Origin of the sequence: Pseudomonas sp. TNT2022 ID642, from assembly GCF_028656995.1 — a bacterium.
In the GTDB taxonomy this organism is placed as follows: Bacteria; Pseudomonadota; Gammaproteobacteria; order Pseudomonadales; family Pseudomonadaceae; genus Aquipseudomonas.
This window is the reverse complement of record NZ_JAMDGW010000035.1, coordinates 46,327-61,945: the sequence shown is the minus strand read 5'-3', so window position 1 is coordinate 61,945 and position 15,619 is coordinate 46,327. Positions and strand designations below refer to the sequence as shown.

The following is a 15,619-nucleotide window of genomic DNA, read 5'->3' as shown; positions in this document are numbered from 1 at the left end:
TCCGAACGCGGCCCGAACCTTCGGCAGCTCCTACAGATAATCACTGTCCTGTAGGAACTGCCGCAGGTTCGGGCCGCGTTCGGACGATCTTTTGACTTTGATCAGCAACTGCAAAGCGCGCTATCGAGCACCTTGCGCAACTCCGACGGATGATCCACCACGACATCCGCGCCCCAGTGGCGCGGGTTATCGTCCGGGTGGATGTAGCCGAAGGTCACCGCAGCCGTTTTAGTCCCGGCATCGCGACCCGATTCGATATCGCGCAAATCATCGCCGACAAACAGAACCGTCGACGGATCCAGATCAAGCATCTTGCACGCAAGGATCAACGGTTCCGGATCCGGTTTGCTGTTCTTCACGTGATCCGGGCAGATCAGCAGCGCCGAACGCTCGGCCAGTCCCAGTTGTTGCATGATCGGCTCGGCGAAACGCAACGGCTTGTTGGTCACCACGCCCCAGATCAAATTGGCCTTCTCGATATCGGCGAGCAGTTCGCCCATGCCGTCGAACAGTTTGCTGTGCACCGCGCAGCCGACCAGATAACGCTCAAGGAACTCCAGACGCAGTTCTTCGAAGCCCGGCGATTCCGGATCCATCGAGAACGTCACCGCGACCATGGCTTTGGCGCCGCCGGAAATCTCGTCGCGGATGTGTTTGTCGTTGATCGGCGGCAAGCCGCGATCCGCGCGCATCGCCTGGCAGATGGCGATGAAGTCCGGCGCCGTGTCGAGCAGGGTGCCGTCCATGTCGAAGAGAACTGCTCTGATGGCCATCGGCTTACTCCTCGCGCAGGGTCTGGATCATGTAGTTGACGTCAACGTCGTTGGCCAGTTTGTAGTGCTTGGTCAGCGGGTTGTAGGTCAGGCCGATGATGTCCTTGACGGTCAGGCCGGCCATGCGGCTCCAGGCGCCGAGCTCGGACGGGCGAATGAATTTCTTGAAGTCGTGGGTGCCGCGCGGCAGCAGCTTCATGATGTATTCAGCACCGATGATAGCGAACAGATACGCCTTCGGGTTGCGGTTGATGGTCGAGAAGAACACTTGGCCGCCCGGTTTGACCATGCGGAAGCATGCGCGGATCACCGACGATGGATCAGGCACGTGTTCGAGCATCTCAAGGCAGGTCACTACGTCGAACTGCTCAGGCATTTCTTCAGCGAGGTCTTCGGCAGTGATCTGGCGGTATTCGACGTTGACGCCGGATTCCAGCTGATGCAGTTGCGCGACCGCCAGCGGCGCTTCGCCCATGTCGATGCCCATCACGGTGGCGCCACGCTGGGCCATGGCTTCGCTGAGGATGCCGCCGCCGCAGCCGACGTCGAGGACTTTCTTGCCGGCCAGATTGACCCGCTCGTCGATCCAGTTGACCCGCAGCGGGTTGATGTCGTGCAGCGGTTTGAATTCGCTTTCGCGATCCCACCAGCGATGGGCCAAGGCTTCGAATTTGGCGATTTCGGCGTGGTCGACGTTGCTCATGTTAAATCCTCTGAAACTTGAAAAAGGGCTGTAGCCCCGGCGTTTGCGCCGGGGTGTTTACGATTCGGTATGGCCGCTGATGCGCTGGCCCCAGGCTCGGGCGGTGGCGCCCAGTTGTTCTTCATCGAGCCGCGTCAGGCGGCGGTCGTCGAGCAGTTGCTTGCCGGCGACCCACAGGTGTTTCACGCAATCGCGACCGGTGGCATAGATAAGCTGCGACACCGGGTCATACACCGGTTGCTGGGCCAGACCGGAAAGGTCGAAAGCGACGATGTCGGCGGCTTTACCGATCTCCAGTGAGCCAACCTGTGCTTCGATTCCCAGTGCCCGCGCGCCATTCAGTGTGGCCATGCGCAGCGCACGATGGGCGTCGAGTGCGGTGGCGGAACCGGCGACGGCTTTGGCCAGCAGCGCAGCGGTGCGGGTTTCGCCGAGTAGATCCAGATCGTTATTGCTGGCGGCGCCATCGGTGCCAACGGCCACGTTGACGCCAGCCTGCCACAAACGCTCGACCGGGCAGAAGCCGCTGGCCAGTTTGAGATTGGATTCCGGGCAATGGATCACGCTGGTGTTGCTTTCTACCAGCAACGCCAGGTCATCCTCGCTGATCTGGGTCATGTGCACGGCCTGGAAGCGCGGGCCGAGCAGGCCCAGACGGCCGAGGCGGGCGAGCGGGCGTTCGCCGCGCTGCTCCAATGATTGCTGAACTTCGAAAGCGGTTTCGTGCACATGCATATGGATCGAGGCGTCCAGCTCCTCGGCAATCACACGGATTTTCTCGAGGTTTTCGTCGCCGACGGTGTACGGTGCATGAGGGCCGAAGGTGATCTTGATGCGTTCGTGATGCTTCAGATCGCCGAACAGCTCGACGCCCTGACGAATGGCTTCATCGGCACTGCTGGCGCCCGGAATCGGGAAATCGAGGATCGGAATCGCGATTTGCGCGCGAATACCGCTGTTATGCACGCGTTCGCTGGCGACTTTCGGAAAGAAATACATGTCCGAGAAACAAGTGATGCCACCCTTGATCTGCTCGGCGATGGCCAGATCAGTGCCGTCACGGACGAAATCTTCATCGACCCACTTGGCTTCGGCCGGCCAGATGTGGTTTTCCAGCCAGGTCATCAGCGGCAGATCGTCGGCCAGACCGCGGAATAGCGTCATCGCCGCGTGACCGTGCGCATTGATCAGGCCCGGAGCGAGCAGCACATCCGGCAACTCCCGGGTTTCAGTGGCGTTACACTTCAATGCTTCGGCGCGTGGGCCGATAAACACGATGCGACCGTCACGGATGCCCAGGCCGTGCTCCTTGAGCACAACGCCTGCAGGTTCGACGGGTACCAGCCAGGTCGGCAGCAATAATAAGTCGAGCGCAATGGCAGGTTTCGGCATCGAGGGTCGGTTCCAGTGCTTTTGTAAAGGATGGCGAAGTATACCCGAGCGTCTTCGCGGGGGGATCGCTATAATCGGCGGCTTTTGTTCATGAGTGCGGGGTGTGGGATGCGCGATCGACTGTTGGCTGCGGAGAAAGTGAAGGCCATCGATTGGCGAGACGGCGCGCTGCACCTGCTGGATCAGCGTATTTTGCCGTTCGAAGAAACCTGGATTGCCTACACCAGCGCCGCCGGCGTGGCTGAGGCGATTCGTTCGATGGTGGTGCGCGGTGCGCCGGCCATCGGCATCAGTGCCGCGTATGGCATCGTCCTCGCGGCGCGTGCGCGGATCGCCGAAGGTGGCGACTGGTACGCGGCGCTGGAAGAGGATTTTGCCTTGCTGGCCGATTCCCGTCCGACCGCGGTCAATCTGTTCTGGGCGCTGGGCCGCATGCACGATCGCCTCGATCGTCTGAAAGACAACGCCGATCCGCTGGCGGCGCTGGAAGCCGAAGCCATCGCCATTCATGAAAGCGATCGCGAAGCCAACCTGACCATGGCGCAGTTGGGCGTTGATCTGATCCGCAAACATCAGGGCAATGCCCAGGCGATTCTGACCCACTGCAATACCGGCGCGCTGGCCACCGGGGGTTTCGGTACGGCGTTGGGAGTGATTCGTGCAGCCTTTATTGAAGGCATGGTCGAGCGCGTTTACGCCGATGAAACCCGTCCGTGGCTGCAAGGTTCGCGTTTGACTGCGTGGGAACTGGCCAACGAAGGCATCCCGGTGACCCTCAATGCCGACTCCGCCGCTGCACACATCATGAAAACCAAAGGCGTGACCTGGGTGATCGTCGGCGCTGATCGCATTACCGCCAACGGTGATGTGGCGAACAAGATCGGCACCTATCAACTGGCGGTCAACGCCATGCACCACGGCGTGCGCTTCATGGTGGTGGCGCCAAGTTCGACCATCGACATGAATCTGGCCAGCGGTGACGATATCCCGATCGAGGAGCGTGACGGCGCCGAGTTGCTGGAAGTCGGTGGCAAGCGTGTCGGTGCGGATGTTGAAGCGTTCAATCCGGTGTTTGACGTGACGCCGGCGGATCTCATCGACGCGATCGTCACCGAAAAAGGCATCGTCGAGCGTCCGGACACCGCGAAAATGGCCCAGTTGATGTGCCGCAAGCGCCTGCATTGATGCGGTGATACTCAATGTAGGAGCTGCCGAAGACTGCGATCTCTTGATCTTGCTTTTTAGAGGTCAGGATCAAAAGATCGCAGCCTTCGGCAGCTCCTACAGGTGTGCGTCCCCCTAAAAGTCAATAAACATCGCTAATTCAAGCCGCAAATCTGCATTCAAAGAAGCTCTGAGCCTCTCTCGTCCCCGTTAAGCCTGTCACCGGTCAACTAACTATGCTCCATGCGCATCAGGGGGATAGGTGCGTGGCGGCTCTTGTGATAACATCCGGCGTTTTCCGAGGCAGCTCCACGGAGCTGTCTTTACTGCGCAAATCCGCGATCCAATGTTGATTTGTCGTAAGTCGGCGCATGGCACTCGGCCTGCCCCGACGAGCTTCGTTGGTCCCATATGGATATGACGAAGTTTCACCAGAAAAAGGAATCAGGCTTCTCATGGGCGAACTGGCCAAAGAAATCCTCCCGGTCAATATCGAAGACGAGCTGAAACAGTCCTACCTCGACTACGCGATGAGCGTGATCGTCGGCCGTGCACTGCCGGATGCGCGCGATGGCCTCAAGCCCGTGCACCGTCGCGTACTGTTCGCGATGAGCGAGCTGGGCAACGACTTCAACAAGCCGTACAAGAAATCTGCCCGTGTTGTCGGCGACGTGATCGGTAAGTATCACCCGCACGGTGATACCGCGGTGTACGACACCATCGTTCGTATGGCTCAGCCTTTCTCCCTGCGCTACCTGCTGGTAGACGGTCAGGGCAACTTCGGTTCGGTCGACGGCGACAACGCTGCGGCCATGCGATACACCGAAGTGCGCATGACCAAGCTGGCGCACGAGCTGCTGGCTGACCTGCACAAAGAAACCGTGGACTGGGTGCCGAACTACGACGGCACCGAAATGATCCCGGCGGTCATGCCGACCCGTATCCCGAACCTGCTGGTCAACGGCTCCAGCGGTATCGCCGTGGGCATGGCGACCAACATTCCGCCGCACAACCTCGGTGAAGTCATCGACGGTTGCCTGGCGCTCATCGACAACCCTGAGCTGACCGTCGATGAACTGATGCAGTACATCCCGGGTCCGGACTTCCCGACCGCGGCGATCATCAACGGTCGCGCCGGCATCATCGAAGCCTACCGCACCGGTCGCGGCCGTATTTACATGCGTGCCCGTTCGATCATCGAAGACATCGACAAGGTCGGTGGCCGTCAGCAGATCGTCATCACCGAGCTGCCATACCAGCTGAACAAGGCGCGTCTGATCGAGAAGATCGCCGAGCTGGTCAAAGAGAAGAAGCTGGAAGGCATCACCGAACTGCGCGACGAGTCCGACAAGGACGGTATGCGCGTCGTGATCGAACTGCGTCGCGGCGAAGTGCCTGAGGTGATCCTCAACAACCTCTACGCCCAGACCCAGCTGCAATCGGTATTCGGCATCAACATCGTTGCGCTGATCGACGGCCGCCCACGCATCCTGAACCTCAAGGATCTGCTGGAAGCCTTCGTCCGTCACCGTCGCGAAGTGGTTACCCGTCGTACCGTGTTCGAACTGCGCAAGGCGCGCGAGCGTGGTCACATCCTCGAAGGCCAGGCCGTTGCCCTGTCGAACATCGACCCGGTCATCGCCTTGATCAAGGCTTCGCCGACGCCGTCGGAAGCAAAAGAAGCACTGGTCAGCACACCGTGGGAATCCTCGGCGGTGGTGGCGATGGTGGAACGTGCCGGTGCCGATTCGTGCCGTCCGGAAAACCTCGATCCGCAATACGGTCTGCGCGAAGGCAAGTACTTCCTGTCGCCAGAACAGGCGCAAGCCATTCTGGAACTGCGTCTGCACCGTCTGACCGGTCTGGAACACGAAAAACTGCTGGCCGAGTATCAAGAGATCCTCAACCAGATCGGCGAGCTGATCCGCATCCTCAACAGCGCTGTGCGCCTGATGGAAGTGATCCGCGAAGAGCTGGAGGTGATTCGTGCCGAATACGGCGACGTGCGTCGCACCGAAATTCTCGATGCCCGTCTCGACCTGACCCTGGGTGACATGATCCCGGAAGAAGAGCGCGTCGTTACCATCTCCCACGGTGGCTACGCCAAGACCCAGCCACTGGCTGCGTACCAGGCTCAGCGTCGTGGCGGTAAAGGCAAGTCGGCGACCGGCGTCAAGGATGAGGACTACATCGCTCACCTGCTGGTTGCCAACAGCCACACCACGCTGCTGCTGTTCTCCAGCAAGGGCAAAGTGTACTGGCTCAAGACCTACGAGATTCCGGAAGCCTCCCGCGCTGCCCGTGGTCGTCCGCTGGTCAACCTTCTGCCCTTGAGCGAAGGCGAATACATCACCACCATGCTGCCGGTCGATCTCGAAGCCATGAAGCGTCAGGCTGACGAAGAAGAAGCCGAAGGCGCCGAGGCTGATGTAGAAGAAATCGAAAACAGCAACGAGACCGATGAAGAGCGTCGTGCTCGCATCAAGGCTGCTGACCGCAAGAAGGCGCCGTTCATCTTCATGTCGACCGCCAACGGTACCGTGAAGAAGACCCCGTTGGTGGCGTTCAGCCGTCAGCGTAGCGTTGGTCTGATCGCGCTGGAACTGGACGAAGGCGACATCCTGATCTCCGCTGCCATTACTGATGGCGAGCAGGAAATCATGCTGTTCTCCGACGGCGGCAAAGTGACACGCTTCAAGGAATCCGAAGTTCGCGCCATGGGCCGTACCGCCCGCGGCGTGCGTGGTATGCGTCTGCCAGAAGGGCAGAAGCTGATCTCCATGCTGATTCCGGAAGAAGGCAGCGAGATTCTCACTGCCTCCGAGCGCGGCTACGGCAAGCGCACGGCGATCACCGAGTTCCCTGAATACAAGCGTGGCGGTCAGGGCGTTATTGCCATGGTCAGCAACGAGCGTAACGGCCGTCTGGTCGGCGCGGTTCAGGTGCAGGACGGTGAAGAAATCATGCTGATCTCCGATCAGGGCACTCTGGTGCGTACCCGTGTCGACGAAGTGTCGAGCCTGGGTCGTAACACTCAAGGTGTGACGCTGATCAAGCTGGCCAAGGATGAAACCCTGGTCGGATTGGAGCGGGTTCAGGAGCCTTCGGAAGTTGAAGGTGAAGAGCTTGAGGGTGAAGAGGGCGAGGAATTCGAAGGCACTGTCGTAAACGACGATGCCGGTGAAGACCAGCAACTCGACGCCGCAGCAGACGAAGAACCGCAAGAATAAGCGGACAAACGAGGGGGCGGATGAGAATTCGCCCCCTTGTTATTTGTCCTGTTTGAAAATTTGCAACACTGCACGGGATCGTTCCCACGCTCTGCGTGGGAATGCCGCTCGGGACGCTCCGCGTCCCATGACGCAGAGCGTCATTCGATGCATTCCCACGCAGAGCGTGGGAACGATCATCTGCAGACCAAAAGATTTAAGTGACCACCAAATCAGAGCGAGATTGGATGTGAGCAAGCGAGCCTATAACTTCTGCGCCGGTCCTGCGGCGCTTCCTGAAGCTGTCCTGCAGCGCGCCCAAGGGGAACTCCTTGATTGGCATGGCAAGGGTCTGTCGGTCATGGAAATGAGCCATCGCAGTGATGAGTTCGTGTCCATCGCCACCCAGGCCGAACAGGATCTGCGTGACCTGCTGAATATCCCGTCCAACTATAAAGTGCTGTTTCTGCAAGGTGGCGCCAGCCAGCAATTCGCGCAGATCCCACTGAACCTGCTGCCGGAAGGCGGTTCTGCCGACTATATCGACACCGGTATCTGGTCGCAGAAAGCCATTGAAGAAGCTTCGCGCTACGGCCACGTCAATGTTGCTGCCACTGCCAAGCCTTACGACTATTTCGCCATTCCTGGCCAGAACGAGTGGAACCTGTCGAAAGACGCCGCTTACGTTCACTACGCGCCAAACGAAACCATCGGCGGTCTGGAATTCCAGTGGATTCCTGAAGTCGGTGATGTACCGCTGGTGGCCGACATGTCTTCGGACATCCTCTCGCGCCCGGTCGATATCTCGCGTTTCGGCATGATCTACGCCGGCGCACAGAAAAACATCGGCCCGAGCGGCATCGTCGTCAACATCATCCGCGAAGACCTGCTCGGCAAGGCGCGCGCGCTGTGCCCGACCATGCTCGACTACAAAGTCGCAGCGGATAACGGCTCGATGTACAACACCCCGCCGACCCTGGCCTGGTACCTGTCCGGCCTGGTGTTCCAGTGGCTGAAAGAGCAGGGCGGCGTTGACGCAATCGCTAAATTCAATGACGTCAAGCAGCGCACGCTGTACGACTTCATCGACGCCAGCGGCCTCTACAGCAACCCGATCAACAAGTCGGATCGCTCTTGGATGAACGTGCCGTTCCGTCTGGCTGACGATCGTCTGGACAAGCCGTTCCTCGTCGGTGCCGAAGAGCGCGGCTTGCTCAATCTGAAGGGCCACCGCTCCGTGGGCGGCATGCGCGCCTCCATCTATAACGCTGTCGACATCACCGCGGTTAACGCGCTGGTGGCGTACATGGCTGAATTCGAGAAGGAACACGGCTGATGTCCGAGCAAGAACTCAAGGCACTGCGCGTTCGCATTGACGCTCTGGACACTAAAGTCATGGAGTTGATCAGTGAGCGTGCGCGTTGCGCCCAGGAAGTCGCGCGAGTAAAGATGGCCTCGCTGGCCGAAGGCGAAGTGCCGGTGTTCTATCGTCCTGAGCGCGAAGCTCAGGTGCTCAAGCGTGTCATGGAGCGCAATCAGGGGCCGCTGGGCAACGAAGAGATGGCGCGGTTGTTCCGCGAAATCATGTCCTCATGCCTGGCGCTGGAGCAGCCGCTGAAAGTGGCTTACCTCGGCCCTGAAGGCACCTTCACCCAAGCGGCGGCCATGAAGCACTTCGGTCACGCAGTGATCAGCAAACCAATGGCGGCGATCGACGAAGTGTTCCGTGAAGTGGCGGCCGGTGCGGTGAATTTTGGCGTGGTCCCGGTGGAAAATTCCACCGAGGGCGCGGTCAACCACACGCTGGACAGCTTCCTCGAGCACGACATGGTCATCTGTGGCGAAGTCGAGCTGCGCATTCACCATCACCTGTTGGTCGGTGAAAATACCAAGACCGACAGCATCAGCCGCATCTATTCCCACGCACAGTCGCTGGCTCAGTGCCGCAAGTGGCTGGACGCGCATTACCCGAATGTCGAGCGCGTGGCGGTTTCCAGTAATGCCGAAGCGGCCAAGCGGGTTAAAGGCGAGTGGAACTCGGCGGCGATTGCCGGTGACATGGCGGCAGGGCTGTATGGCCTGACCCGTCTGGCCGAGAAGATCGAAGACCGTCCGGACAACTCGACGCGCTTCCTGATGATCGGTAACCAGGAAGTGCCGCCGACCGGCGACGACAAGACTTCGATCATCGTGTCGATGAGCAACAAGCCCGGCGCGCTCCACGAGCTGCTGGTGCCGTTCCACGACAACGGAATCGACCTGACCCGTATCGAAACCCGTCCGTCGCGCAGCGGCAAATGGACGTATGTGTTCTTCATCGACTTCGTCGGCCATCACCGCGATCCGTTGATCAAAGGTGTATTGGAAAAGATCAGTCAGGAAGCAGTAGCACTCAAAGTGCTGGGTTCCTACCCGAAAGCAGTTCTCTAAGGGGTGGTAGCAAATGAGTGGCAACTTCCTCGCTCTGGCACAGCCGGGCGTGCAACAACTTTCGCCGTACGTTCCGGGCAAGCCTGTGGACGAACTGGCGCGCGAGCTGGATCTGGATCCGGCAAAAATCGTCAAACTGGCGAGCAACGAAAACCCGCTGGGTGCCAGTCCGAAAGCCTTGGCGGCGATCCGCGAAGAGCTGGCCGAGTTGACCCGTTATCCGGATGGCAACGGTTTCGCGCTGAAATCCCTGCTGGCCGAGCAATGCCGTGTCGAGCTGAATCAGGTCACTCTGGGTAACGGTTCCAACGATATTCTTGAGCTGGTTGCGCGCGCCTATCTGGCGCCGGGCCTGAATGCGGTGTTCAGCGAGCACGCTTTCGCTGTGTACCCGATTGCCACTCAGGCGGTCGGCGCGCAAGCCAAAGTGGTGCCGGCCAAGGATTGGGGGCATGACCTGCCTGCGATGCTGGCGGCCATCGATGCCAATACCCGTGTGGTGTTCATTGCCAACCCGAACAACCCGACCGGCACCTGGTTCGGCGCAGAAGCGCTGGACGAGTTCCTCCAGGATGTTCCGGAGCACGTGCTGGTAGTGCTGGACGAGGCTTACATCGAATACGCCGAAGGCAGCGATCTGCCGGATGGTCTGGATTTCCTTGCCGCTTACCCGAATCTGCTGGTGTCGCGCACCTTCTCCAAGGCCTATGGTCTGGCGGCATTGCGTGTTGGCTACGGTCTGTCGACCCCGGTTGTGGCTGATGTACTGAACCGTGTTCGCCAGCCATTCAACGTTAACAGTCTCGCCCTCGCGGCAGCCTGTGCGGCGCTGAAGGATGAGGAATATCTGGCGCAAAGCCGTCAACTCAACGAGGCGGGCATGCAGCAGTTGCAGGCCGGTTTCCGTGAGTTGGGGTTGGGCTGGATCGAATCCAAAGGCAACTTCATCTGCGTCGATCTCGCTCAAATCGCTGCTCCGGTGTTCCAGGGCTTGCTGCGCGAAGGTGTGATCGTGCGTCCGGTGGCCAACTACGGCATGCCTAACCACCTGCGGGTGACCATCGGTCTGCCGGCGGAAAACAGCCGCTTCCTCGAAGCGCTGCGCAAGGTTCTGGCTCGTGGGTGATGTCACTGCACTGCAATCTGCTGCACCTATGATCGGTCGCCTTGTGGTGGTCGGTCTGGGGTTGATCGGTGGTTCGTTTGCCAAAGGCTTGCGTGAAAGCGGTATCTGCCGCGAAGTGGTCGGGGTCGATCTCGACCCGCAATCGCGCAAGCTGGCGGTCGAGTTGGGTGTGGTTGATCGTTGTGAGGATGATCTGGCGGCTGCATGCCAGGGCGCTGATGTGATTCAGCTGGCGGTGCCGATTCTGGCCATGGAAAAAGTGCTCGCGCGTCTGGCGAGCATGGATCTGGGGCAGGCGATTCTGACCGATGTCGGCAGCGCCAAAGGCAATGTGGTGCGTGCGGCAACCGAAGCGTTCGGTGGTATGCCGGCGCGTTTCGTGCCGGGGCATCCGATTGCCGGTTCCGAGCAGAGCGGGGTGGAAGCCTCCAATGCCGAACTGTTCCGTCGTCACAAAGTGATTCTCACGCCGCTCGAGCAAACCGACCCGGCGGCGCTGGCTGTGGTCGATCGTCTGTGGCGCGAATTGGGCGCCGACGTCGAGCACATGCAGGTCGAGCGTCACGATGAGGTGCTGGCCGCGACCAGTCATCTACCGCACCTGCTGGCCTTCGGTCTGGTCGATTCGTTGGCCAAGCGCAATGAAAATCTTGAGATCTTCCGTTACGCTGCGGGCGGTTTCCGCGATTTCACAAGAATCGCCGGAAGCGACCCGGTGATGTGGCACGACATCTTCCTCGCCAACCGCGAGGCTGTCCTGCGCACACTCGATACATTTCGCAGCGACCTCGACGCCTTGCGCGACGCGGTCGATGCAGGGGATGGGCATCAATTGCTGGGCGTTTTCACGCGCGCCCGGGTTGCCCGCGAGCATTTCAGTAAAATCCTGGCCCGCAGGGCCTATGTGGACGCTATGAATTCCAACGATCTGATCTTCCTGGCTCAACCTGGTGGCCGCCTGTCCGGTCGGATTCGCGTACCGGGTGACAAATCCATTTCCCACCGTTCGATCATGCTCGGCTCGCTGGCCGAAGGCGTCACCGAAGTCGAAGGCTTCCTTGAGGGCGAAGACGCCCTGGCGACCTTGCAGGCATTCCGCGACATGGGCGTGGTCATCGAAGGCCCGCACCACGGCCGCGTGACCATCCACGGTGTCGGCCTGCATGGCCTGAAGCCGGCGCCGGGCCCGATCTATCTGGGGAACTCCGGCACTTCGATGCGTCTGCTGTCCGGCCTGCTGGCGGCGCAGAACTTCGACAGTGTTTTGACTGGCGATGCCTCGCTGTCCAAGCGTCCGATGAATCGCGTAGCCAATCCACTGCGTGAAATGGGCGCCGTGATCGAAACTGCTGCCGAAGGTCGTCCACCGATGACCATTCGTGGCGGGCACAAACTCAAAGGCCTGACGTACACCATGCCGATGGCCAGTGCTCAGGTGAAATCCTGCCTGCTGCTCGCCGGTCTGTACGCTGAAGGCAAGACCACCGTGACCGAACCAGCGCCGACTCGCGATCACACTGAGCGCATGCTGCGTGGTTTCGGCTACCCGGTAAGCGTTGAAGGCGCCACGGCATCGGTTGAAACGGGCGGTAAGCTGACAGCCACTCACATCGAAGTACCGGGCGACATCTCGTCGTCGGCATTCTTTCTTGTAGCGGCCTCGATCGCCGAAGGTTCCGAGCTGGTGCTCGAGCACGTCGGCATCAACCCGACTCGTACCGGCGTGATCGACATCCTGCGTCTCATGGGCGCGGACATCACTCTGGAAAACCAGCGTGAAGTCGGCGGCGAGCCGGTGGCTGACCTGCGCGTGCGGGCAGCTAAACTCAAAGGTATCGAGATTCCCGAGGAGCTGGTTCCGCTGGCCATCGACGAATTCCCGGTGCTGTTCGTGGCGGCTGCCTGCGCCGAAGGGCGTACCGTGCTGACTGGCGCTGAAGAGCTGCGGGTCAAGGAATCGGATCGTATCCAGGTGATGGCGGACGGTCTGTTGGCGCTGGGCGTGAAATGCCAGCCGACCCCGGACGGCATCATCATCGACGGCGGCCAGATCGGCGGCGGCGAAGTGCATGGTCATGGCGATCACCGTATCGCGATGGCGTTCAGCGTTGCCTCGTTGCGCGCCACTGCACCGATCCGCATCCACGATTGCGCCAACGTCGCGACGTCGTTCCCGAACTTCCTCGCGCTGTGTGGGCAGGTCGGTATTCGTGTGGCACAAGAGGCTCAGTCGTGAAAAACATTGCTCCAGTCATCACCATTGATGGGCCAAGCGGCTCGGGCAAAGGCACCGTAGCCGGAATTCTGGCCAAGCGTCTGGGCTGGAACTTGCTGGATTCCGGTGCGCTGTACCGCTTGCTGGCATTTGCTGCACACAATCACGGTGTTGATCTGACCAATGAAGAGCTGCTGAAGAAGCTTGCCGCTCATCTGGATGTTCAATTCATCGCGGCGACCGACGGTCAGTTGCAGCGCATCATCCTGGAGGGTGACGAAGTCAGCGATGTCATTCGCACCGAAAGCGTCGGCTCCGGCGCTTCGCAAGTGGCTGCATTGCCCGCCGTACGCGAGGCGCTGCTGCAGCGTCAGCGTGCATTCCAGGAAGCGCCGGGCCTGGTGGCCGATGGTCGCGACATGGGCACGGTGGTTTTTCCGGACGCACCGCTGAAGATTTTCCTGACCGCCAGTGCCGAGGAGAGGGCGCGCCGTCGATATTTGCAGTTGAAGGGCAAAGTCGAGGGTGTTAGTCTGTCGAGTCTGCTAGATGAGATCCGTGCTCGCGACGAGCGTGACACCCAGCGAGCGGTAGCCCCGCTTAAGCCGGCGGCTGACGCCATACAGCTGGATTCCACGGAGTTGTCCATCGATCAGGTGCTTGAACGCATCATGAGCGAGATCGCCATTCGCGATATCGCCGGGTGACCAAGAAGGCCACAGGGGACCAGTCATAGTCCTGCGGCGCTTCTTCTATATGAAACTAACCCACACCGTCTGGGGTGTGGAGATGGGCGTATCCTTCGCCCTCATTTACAGGAATTAAAATGAGCGAAAGCTTTGCGGAACTCTTTGAAGAAAGCCTAAAAACCCTGAACCTTCAGGCAGGCTCCATCATCACCGGTGTTATCGTTGATATCGATTACCAAGCTCGCTGGGTAACCGTTCACGCTGGCCTGAAGTCTGAAGCACTCATCCCGCTTGAGCAGTTCTACAACGACGCTGGCGATCTGACTATCAATGTCGGTGACGAAGTTCACGTTGCTCTGGACTCGGTTGAAGACGGTTTCGGTGAAACCAAGCTGTCCCGTGAAAAAGCCAAGCGCGCTGAGTGCTGGATCGTTCTGGAAGCAGCATTCGCAGCTGAGGAAGTGGTCAAGGGCGTTATCAACGGTAAGGTTAAAGGCGGCTTCACTGTCGACGTTAACGGCATCCGTGCGTTCCTGCCAGGTTCCCTGGTTGACGTCCGTCCAGTGCGCGACACCACGCACCTGGAAGGCAAAGAGCTGGAATTCAAGGTCATCAAGCTGGACCAGAAGCGCAACAACGTTGTCGTTTCCCGTCGCAGCGTCCTGGAAGCCGAGAACTCCGCCGAGCGTGAAGCTCTGCTGGAATCCCTGCAGGAAGGCCAGCAAGTCAAAGGTATCGTCAAAAACCTCACCGATTACGGCGCATTCGTCGATCTGGGTGGCGTGGACGGCCTGCTGCACATCACCGACATGGCCTGGAAGCGCATCAAGCATCCTTCCGAGATCGTCAACGTTGGTGACGAAATCGACGTTAAGGTTCTGAAATACGATCGCGAACGCAACCGTGTTTCCCTGGGCCTGAAGCAACTGGGCGAAGATCCATGGGTTGCTATCAAAGCCCGTTACCCAGAAAGCACTCGCGTTACCGCTCGTGTAACCAACCTGACCGACTACGGCTGCTTCGCTGAGCTGGAAGAAGGCGTTGAAGGTCTGGTACACGTTTCGGAAATGGACTGGACCAACAAGAACATCCACCCTTCGAAAGTCGTACAAGTCGGCGACGAAGTGGAAGTTATGGTTCTGGACATCGACGAAGAGCGTCGTCGTATCTCCCTGGGCATCAAGCAGTGCAAATCTAACCCATGGGAAGATTTCTCTGGCCAGTTCAACAAGGGCGATAAAATCTCCGGCACCATCAAGTCGATCACCGATTTCGGTATCTTCATTGGTCTGGACGGCGGCATCGACGGTCTGGTTCACCTGTCCGACATCTCCTGGAACGAAGTGGGCGAAGAAGCCGTACGTCGTTTCAAGAAGGGCGACGAGCTGGACACCGTTATCCTGTCGGTTGACCCAGAGCGCGAGCGTATCTCCCTGGGTATCAAGCAACTGGAAAGCGATCCGTTCTCCGAGTACGTTCAAGAGAACGACAAAGGCGCAATCGTTAAGGGCACTGTGAAAGAAGTTGACGCCAAAGGCGCCATCATCGTTCTGGCCGACGATATCGAAGCGACTCTGAAAGCCTCCGAAATCAGCCGTGACCGCGTTGAAGACGCGCGCAACGTTCTGAAAGAAGGCCAGGAAGTAGAAGCCAAGATCATCAGCGTTGACCGCAAGAGCCGCGTGATCCAGCTCTCCATCAAGTCGAAAGACGATGCTGAAGAGAAAGAAGCTATCCAAAGCCTGAAGGCTGAAGAAGCTCCTACTGGCGACACCACCATGGCGGCACTGCTGCGCCAGGCAATGGCCAAACAGAACTAAGTTCTGCTTGATCATGAAAAAGGGCGACTTCGGTCGCCCTTTTTTGTGCCTGCGATTCGGCAAAAAAAAACGCCGGAGCACGAGATCCGGCGTTGCTT

Annotated in this window: 11 protein-coding genes; 8 read left to right on the top strand and 3 right to left on the bottom strand. The window is 59.4% G+C overall.

Translation table 11 applies throughout. The annotated features are described in order from the left end of the window. Positions 1–101 precede the first annotated feature (101 nt). The 3 genes from mupP to M5G26_RS26710 are packed head-to-tail and all read right to left on the bottom strand — an operon-like array spanning position 102 to position 2,868. Complete coding sequence (gene mupP / locus M5G26_RS26720; protein ID WP_038364376.1) at positions 102–773, bottom strand: N-acetylmuramic acid 6-phosphate phosphatase MupP; 672 nt, start codon at positions 771–773, stop codon at positions 102–104. A 4-nt stretch (positions 774–777) separates the two neighbouring features. Beyond that, positions 778–1,476: a bifunctional 2-polyprenyl-6-hydroxyphenol methylase/3-demethylubiquinol 3-O-methyltransferase UbiG gene (ubiG, locus tag M5G26_RS26715; RefSeq protein WP_016986963.1), complete on the bottom strand. Its 699-nt coding sequence runs from the start codon at positions 1,474–1,476 to the stop codon at positions 778–780. Between the two features lie 57 nt (positions 1,477–1,533). Next, positions 1,534–2,868, bottom strand: coding sequence for a TRZ/ATZ family hydrolase (locus M5G26_RS26710; RefSeq protein ID WP_273916943.1), 1,335 nt, complete (start codon positions 2,866–2,868; stop codon positions 1,534–1,536). Positions 2,869–2,976: 108 nt separating this feature from the next. Here M5G26_RS26710 and mtnA point away from each other — a divergent pair, with 108 nt between their 5' ends. From mtnA to rpsA, 8 genes are all read left to right on the top strand, one after another. After that, the gene (mtnA, locus tag M5G26_RS26705) at positions 2,977–4,053 is read left to right on the top strand and encodes an S-methyl-5-thioribose-1-phosphate isomerase (protein WP_038364372.1); all 1,077 of its coding nucleotides are present in this window, start codon (positions 2,977–2,979) and stop codon (positions 4,051–4,053) included. 434 nt (positions 4,054–4,487) lie between these two features. Beyond that, positions 4,488–7,262: a DNA gyrase subunit A gene (gene gyrA, locus M5G26_RS26700; protein ID WP_134176368.1), complete on the top strand. Its 2,775-nt coding sequence runs from the start codon at positions 4,488–4,490 to the stop codon at positions 7,260–7,262. Between the two features lie 229 nt (positions 7,263–7,491). After that, positions 7,492–8,577, top strand: coding sequence for a 3-phosphoserine/phosphohydroxythreonine transaminase (gene serC, locus M5G26_RS26695; RefSeq protein ID WP_273916942.1), 1,086 nt, complete (start codon positions 7,492–7,494; stop codon positions 8,575–8,577). Next, on the top strand, positions 8,577–9,671 hold the full coding sequence (pheA, locus tag M5G26_RS26690) for a prephenate dehydratase (protein WP_007908404.1): 1,095 nt from the start codon (positions 8,577–8,579) through the stop codon (positions 9,669–9,671). Before serC ends, pheA begins: the two co-directional genes overlap by 1 nt. 13 nt (positions 9,672–9,684) lie before the next feature. Continuing rightward, positions 9,685–10,797, top strand: coding sequence for a histidinol-phosphate transaminase (gene hisC, locus M5G26_RS26685; protein ID WP_150694157.1), 1,113 nt, complete (start codon positions 9,685–9,687; stop codon positions 10,795–10,797). Positions 10,798–10,825: 28 nt separating this feature from the next. Continuing rightward, complete coding sequence (locus tag M5G26_RS26680) at positions 10,826–13,033, top strand: bifunctional prephenate dehydrogenase/3-phosphoshikimate 1-carboxyvinyltransferase (protein ID WP_263596727.1); 2,208 nt, start codon at positions 10,826–10,828, stop codon at positions 13,031–13,033. Further along, entirely contained in the window at positions 13,030–13,719 is a 690-nt protein-coding gene (gene cmk / locus M5G26_RS26675) for a (d)CMP kinase (protein WP_015093983.1), read from the top strand. The genes M5G26_RS26680 and cmk overlap by 4 nt, the downstream gene beginning before the upstream one ends. A 119-nt stretch (positions 13,720–13,838) precedes the next feature. Continuing rightward, complete coding sequence (gene rpsA / locus M5G26_RS26670; protein WP_053122458.1) at positions 13,839–15,521, top strand: 30S ribosomal protein S1; 1,683 nt, start codon at positions 13,839–13,841, stop codon at positions 15,519–15,521. Positions 15,522–15,619 lie beyond the last annotated feature (98 nt).

What these genes read in the sequence shown, in the direction of transcription:
- rpsA (WP_053122458.1), top strand. Translation starts at nt 13,839, where the DNA reads ATGAGCGAAAGCTTTGCGGAACTCTTTGAAGAAAGCCTAAAAACCCTG.
- ubiG (WP_016986963.1), bottom strand. Translation starts at nt 1,476, where the DNA reads ATGAGCAACGTCGACCACGCCGAAATCGCCAAATTCGAAGCCTTGGCC.
- hisC (WP_150694157.1), top strand. Translation starts at nt 9,685, where the DNA reads ATGAGTGGCAACTTCCTCGCTCTGGCACAGCCGGGCGTGCAACAACTT.
- M5G26_RS26710 (WP_273916943.1), bottom strand. Translation starts at nt 2,868, where the DNA reads ATGCCGAAACCTGCCATTGCGCTCGACTTATTATTGCTGCCGACCTGG.
- mupP (WP_038364376.1), bottom strand. Translation starts at nt 773, where the DNA reads ATGGCCATCAGAGCAGTTCTCTTCGACATGGACGGCACCCTGCTCGAC.
- mtnA (WP_038364372.1), top strand. Translation starts at nt 2,977, where the DNA reads ATGCGCGATCGACTGTTGGCTGCGGAGAAAGTGAAGGCCATCGATTGG.
- M5G26_RS26680 (WP_263596727.1), top strand. Translation starts at nt 10,826, where the DNA reads ATGATCGGTCGCCTTGTGGTGGTCGGTCTGGGGTTGATCGGTGGTTCG.
- pheA (WP_007908404.1), top strand. Translation starts at nt 8,577, where the DNA reads ATGTCCGAGCAAGAACTCAAGGCACTGCGCGTTCGCATTGACGCTCTG.
- gyrA (WP_134176368.1), top strand. Translation starts at nt 4,488, where the DNA reads ATGGGCGAACTGGCCAAAGAAATCCTCCCGGTCAATATCGAAGACGAG.